Annotated in this window: 5 protein-coding genes; 3 read left to right on the top strand and 2 right to left on the bottom strand. The window is 42.1% G+C overall.

Annotated elements, in window-relative coordinates; all coding sequences use genetic code 11:
* Positions 1-135: 135 nt before the first annotated feature.
* Entirely contained in the window at positions 136-975 is an 840-nt protein-coding gene (locus G1O98_RS36900) for a DUF4351 domain-containing protein (protein ID WP_163939246.1), read from the top strand.
* Positions 976-980: 5 nt separating this feature from the next.
* On the opposite strand, the gene G1O98_RS36895 is transcribed toward G1O98_RS36900, so the two are convergent.
* Complete coding sequence (locus tag G1O98_RS36895) at positions 981-1778, bottom strand: hypothetical protein (protein WP_163939244.1); 798 nt, start codon at positions 1776-1778, stop codon at positions 981-983.
* 371 nt (positions 1779-2149) lie between these two features.
* On the opposite strand from G1O98_RS36895, the gene G1O98_RS36890 reads away from it, so the two are divergent.
* Positions 2150-2596 carry a molybdopterin-binding protein gene (locus G1O98_RS36890; RefSeq protein WP_163939242.1) on the top strand — a complete coding sequence of 149 codons (447 nt, stop codon included), beginning with the start codon at positions 2150-2152 and terminating at the stop codon, positions 2594-2596.
* Positions 2597-3110: 514 nt separating this feature from the next.
* Positions 3111-4133 (top strand): tRNA-dihydrouridine synthase family protein, encoded by a 1023-nt coding sequence (locus G1O98_RS36885; protein WP_163939240.1) that lies wholly within the window; start codon positions 3111-3113, stop codon positions 4131-4133.
* Positions 4134-4256: 123 nt separating this feature from the next.
* On the opposite strand, the gene G1O98_RS36880 is transcribed toward G1O98_RS36885, so the two are convergent.
* Positions 4257-4958: calcium-binding protein (locus G1O98_RS36880; RefSeq protein WP_163939238.1), on the bottom strand; the 702-nt coding region annotated here is incomplete at its 5' end.

Genomic DNA, 4958 nt, shown 5'->3' with positions numbered 1-4958 from the left:
TATAGGACTCATATCTGATTTTTGAATAAGATTTCAGATAAAACCCTTAAAAAACAGGTTTTTCAGTTTGAGTATGTTTTCAGAAATCAAATCCGAGTCCTATATCTCTTACTTAATGCTTTAACTCTAAACTCAATGTCCATCGATAACGTTTGCCGCTATCTTTCAGAACAGTATCCCGAAAGCTTTGCCACCTGGTTGTTAGGCAGAACCCCAGCAGACGTTAAAGACCTCAAAACTGAGTTGAGTGTTGAGCCAGTTAGAGCAGACTGCATTATTTTGCTAAATCCCCAAGAAGAGATTCTCCACCTAGAGTTCCAAGTTGCACCTGTATCAATCCCTCCAATGCCGATTCGGATGCTAGACTACTACGCGAGGCTGCGTCGGCAATACAGTTTTTATCCTATTGAACAGGTTGTCATCTACCTCAAAGAAACCACTGCAAACGCAGTTTTTATCGAACAATTTACCGACACTAATACAGTTCATCGCTTTCGAGCGATTCGGATTTGGGAGCAAGACCCCGCTCCTCTGCTAGCGTCTGTTGGTCTTTTACCTTTGGCGGTTTTAGCGCGAACAGATTCCCCTGAATCCTTGCTCTCTCAAGTTGCTGCTCAGGTAGATATGATTGAAGAACCCAGCCAGCAACGAAATATCTCAGCCTGTACTCAGTTGCTTGCAGGGTTAAAATATAACAACAATCTCATCACAAGCCTTTTGCGGGAGGAGCTTATGCAGGAATCTGTGGTCTATCAAAGAATTATTAGACAAGGAATTGAGCAGGGGAAACGAGAAGAGGCGTTGTCAGTAGTCATGCGCCTACTTCCTCGACGAATTGGTATAGTTGCTCCAGAATTGCGATCGCAGATTGAAGATTTGTCTCTTACTCAATTAGAGGATTTAAGTGAGGCGCTATTAGATTTTTCCACATCATCTGACTTGACAAGATGGTTAAATAATATGGTGCAAATCTGAAAGATTTACTCAACTTCCTCACAGAGAATTAACAGCGTTTCCATCGCTTCTGCTAGAGAAATCAACTCTGTCCAAGAGGACCCACTAACTAAATTTTGGGCGTGAGCTAATCGGTTTCGCAACTGTTCAGCAGACTTTAGGAAGCGTTCACCAAACCGTTTGGATTTTAATCCCAGTTGCTGGAGAAGTTCTGGCTGATTTAAAATCAACTCTCGCTTATCACAAAATTGCAGATAATCTAACAAATCCGTAGCTTCGTTTCTTTCCTGACTCTCTCGCCATAGCCGTTGAGCAACTTCTAAGCGCTCAGGTTTGAGGACTTCTTGCCAAGAATCTTGAGGATAGTAAATCCGCACCAGCCGCAGCAAATTCATTTCTAGGAGCGTTACCAAGCCAAACAGCAGCATTCGTGCGGGTGCTTTCTGCAAATCGCCACATGTAATAATACCACTTACCTGATTGCAGTCCAAGACAAACAATCGTGGAGTTTGTTGCAGGATGGGTAGCAACTTTATCAGTGGGGTGGAAATGGCTATTAGTTCTTTGGGATGAAACACCCGTTGATAGTCGCCACACTTGCCTTCTTTACCTTGAATCAAACTGGAGCGTTCTACATAACCGCTTATAATATCTCCTGTCTCAACGCCGATAACATCAAAATTTTGTGCCTGCATCCAATGCAGCACTTCTGTCACCTCCGCATTAGCTGGCATAGCTTTAAGGGGTTCTGCGACGTATTCAATGGTGATATTGTTCTCAAATAAACTCCGCAGGTCTTGAGAACGCGATTTTAGGTGTTTCATCCCCCGGCTGTGAACTCACGTTAGATAATCCTAGGGCACTCACGCGATGTCTGCGACGGGCTACGCCTACGCCAGTGGAATTTTCTGCCAGATTACCCCTGCAATCGCTATCTCGACAAATACCATAGGCTAACATCATACTATCCTAGTTACTATAAAGATAGTGATGCTTAGACATTTTCAAGGAACAAAATATTTTGTAACTACAAAAAAATAAATATTTATGTAGTTATTTAGAGCGGATTAGTTGATTTATTTTGCAAAAAATGCCGAAAATTATCGCAAAAAAAATGTTATTACTAAAACGACATATCGAATTGATAGTTGGTAGAATCTTACCAAGATAACCAAAATTGATAAATAATATTATTATGCCAAGAAAAGAACAAGGATGGGTTACATTTCAAACCTCAGAGGACGAGCGGAAGATTCTAGAGGAGTTTTGCGAGCAGTCTCAACGTACCAAGACTGAGATTTTGCGAGAACTTGTGCGTAGTCTCACTCAGCACTCGTCAGGAACAGTATTACCACCAACTCAGCAGGAAAAACAGGAAGATATTTACTATACTCAGAAGCCTAGCATAGAAAGTACTATTCCTAAGAAATCACTAAAAGTTAGCTCTCGCAATATTCTTAAAGGTGTTGTTAAACGAGTTGTTTATGGAGCAGTTAATAGTGAGGTAACTCTGGAAATTATTCATAAAGTAGAATTAACCTCAATTATCACCAGAGCTTCGGCAGAAGAGTTAGAACTATCTGAGGGAAAAGAAGCTTATGCAGTCATTAAGTCGAACGATATTGTCATTGCTAGAGAATAACAATATGTGATTTTAGGCGGAGGGATTAATTGGTATGATTCTTGTTTTGCTTGCTGCTATACAAGATTTTATACTCGCTTTTAAAAAATCTTGATCAACAATTATATCGTGTCCGGCTAAAGACTTATCATTTAGACCGCAGGTGGCAGGGGGAAAGAAGCTTTTCCGATTTTTGCACAGATGCGGTAATCATAAGTGATTGACTGGACTTGATATTAATTGGCTGTAGAGACGTATATCTATGCGTCCCTACTGGTTTTAACCTTAATTTGACATAGATAACAGATGTGTAACTCTTACAAGTTTTATCTAGCATAGGCGTAGCCCGCACTTCTCTACGAGAGGCTGCGCCCTAAGCGTAGCTATGCCGCAGGCTTTACGACTGCGCTCAGTACAAGAAGCTCAGTAATCATCGTAGATATCGCATCTACACCTACAGCAAAACTGACGAAGGTTACAACTTTTAGTAAGGATTTTTTGATAGAGTGATGCTTTGTCAAACGCTCTCATATTCATGTCGTCCCAGGTATCGCTCCCCCAATCACTCCATCCATACCTACCCCTCACCGCTCTTGCGCCTATGCAGGATGTGACAAACCTCTGGTTTATGAAGGTAATTGCCCACTATGGCAGCCCTGACTACTTCTTCACCGAGTATTTCCGCGTCAATGATACCTCACGGCTCAATCGTAACATTCTGGCAGCAATCACCGAAAACGACACGGGTCGCCCCGTTTTTGCTCAAATGATTGGCGAAAGCATTCCAGACTTAGTAAGAACAGCAATTGATCTCTGCCGCTATAATATCGCTGGAGTTGATTTGAACATGGGCTGCCCGGCACCTAGAATCTATCGCAAAAATGTTGGGGGTGGGTTGTTGCTCTCACCAGAAAAAATAGATCGGATTTTAGCAGAATTGCGGCAGGCAGTGAACGATCGCCCTTTGACTGTCAAGATGCGCGTAGGTTTTGAAAATACAGATAACTTTTACAAAATTCTAGATATAATCAATCGCCACAACATTGATTTATTGAGTTTGCATGGTCGCACAGTGAAAGATATGTACCACGGGGCAGTGAGATATGATTTAATTGCTGAAGCGGTTAGACGAGTTGATTGTCCAGTGCTTGCAAATGGCAATATCAACTCTGCAAAAACTGCTATTGAAGTGCTTTCTCAAACGGGCGCGGCTGGTGTGATGGTAGGGCGCTGGGCGATTGGCAATCCTTGGATTTTTAATCAAATTCGGCAAGCTTTGCGCTTCGAGCCGATCGCACCCGTTCCTTTAGTAGAAGTACGCAACTATATTGATCGTTTATGGCAGACCCCCACAGCAGCAACTATGCCAGAGCGATCGCGTGTAGGCTATCTGAAAATGTTCCTCAACTACATTGCTCTGAGTGTTGACGCTGAAGGTCATTTCCTGCGGCTGATGCGACAGACGCAGACCGAGATAGAATTATTTAACCTCTGCGATCGCGTTCTCCTTGCCGATCTGACGAAAACTTTAGCCCTAGCACCCTCCTTGAGCGTTTAAGTAACTATGGCAACTATTTGAAATAGGCATTTTTGACGCTTTATGAATACGAATGCGAGGTGCTGAAAATAGTACCTCGCAATCTATCTGTGCTGTTTATTTATGGAAGAGTGTTAATCACCATTAAGCAACAACAATTTTGTCGTTGGTTAGTGACAATCCAGCAGATAATTGAGCAAATTTTACCTGATTAAAGGCAGATGCACTGCCATCTTGGTCAAAGAACAGTCCACCTGTAGAAAAATCATAGATAAATCGTTGATTGCTTGTCGTTGCAGATGTTCCGACAATAAACTGACTTTGTTGAAGTGAACCTATTGATAACCCGCCACCAAAATCAGCAGCCGATACCTGAATCCGGTCATTAGTTACGTTGAAGTCATAAAGATGATCAACACCTTGATTAAAGCCATTGAAAACAAAGGTATCATTACCATCATTTCCATAGAGGCTATCATTACCAAAACCACCTGTTAGGATATCATTTCCATTGCCACCTTTGAGGGTGTCATTTCCATTACCACCGCTAAGGGTATTATTCCCTAATGCGCCAAATGCAGAGATGTAATCATTATCATCACCTCCCAAGAGTAGGTTATTGCCTGTTGAATAATCAACAATCAATTTATCAGCACCCGTGCCACCGTTAAGGGTGTTATTGCCTGATGTCCTGCGATAAACTCCTTTTTCGTCGCCGGAATTGTCGTATTCGTAGCCAGAAGCTGAGAGATAATCATTGCCATTATCTCCATTGAGTAGATTATTGCCCGTTGAATAATCAACATTCAAATTATCGTCACCAGCACCACCGTTGAGGGTGTTATT

Origin of the sequence: Nostoc sp. UIC 10630, from assembly GCF_010747425.1 — a bacterium.
Taxonomy (GTDB): domain Bacteria; phylum Cyanobacteriota; class Cyanobacteriia; order Cyanobacteriales; family Nostocaceae; genus Nostoc.
This window is presented reverse-complemented; position numbering and strand designations above follow the sequence as displayed.

Excerpts from the sequence above, each read along its gene's own strand:
- G1O98_RS36885 (WP_163939240.1), top strand. The coding sequence starts at position 3,111 with ATGTCGTCCCAGGTATCGCTCCCCCAATCACTCCATCCATACCTACCC.
- G1O98_RS36900 (WP_163939246.1), top strand. The coding sequence starts at position 136 with ATGTCCATCGATAACGTTTGCCGCTATCTTTCAGAACAGTATCCCGAA.
- G1O98_RS36890 (WP_163939242.1), top strand. The coding sequence starts at position 2,150 with ATGCCAAGAAAAGAACAAGGATGGGTTACATTTCAAACCTCAGAGGAC.
- G1O98_RS36895 (WP_163939244.1), bottom strand. The coding sequence starts at position 1,778 with ATGAAACACCTAAAATCGCGTTCTCAAGACCTGCGGAGTTTATTTGAG.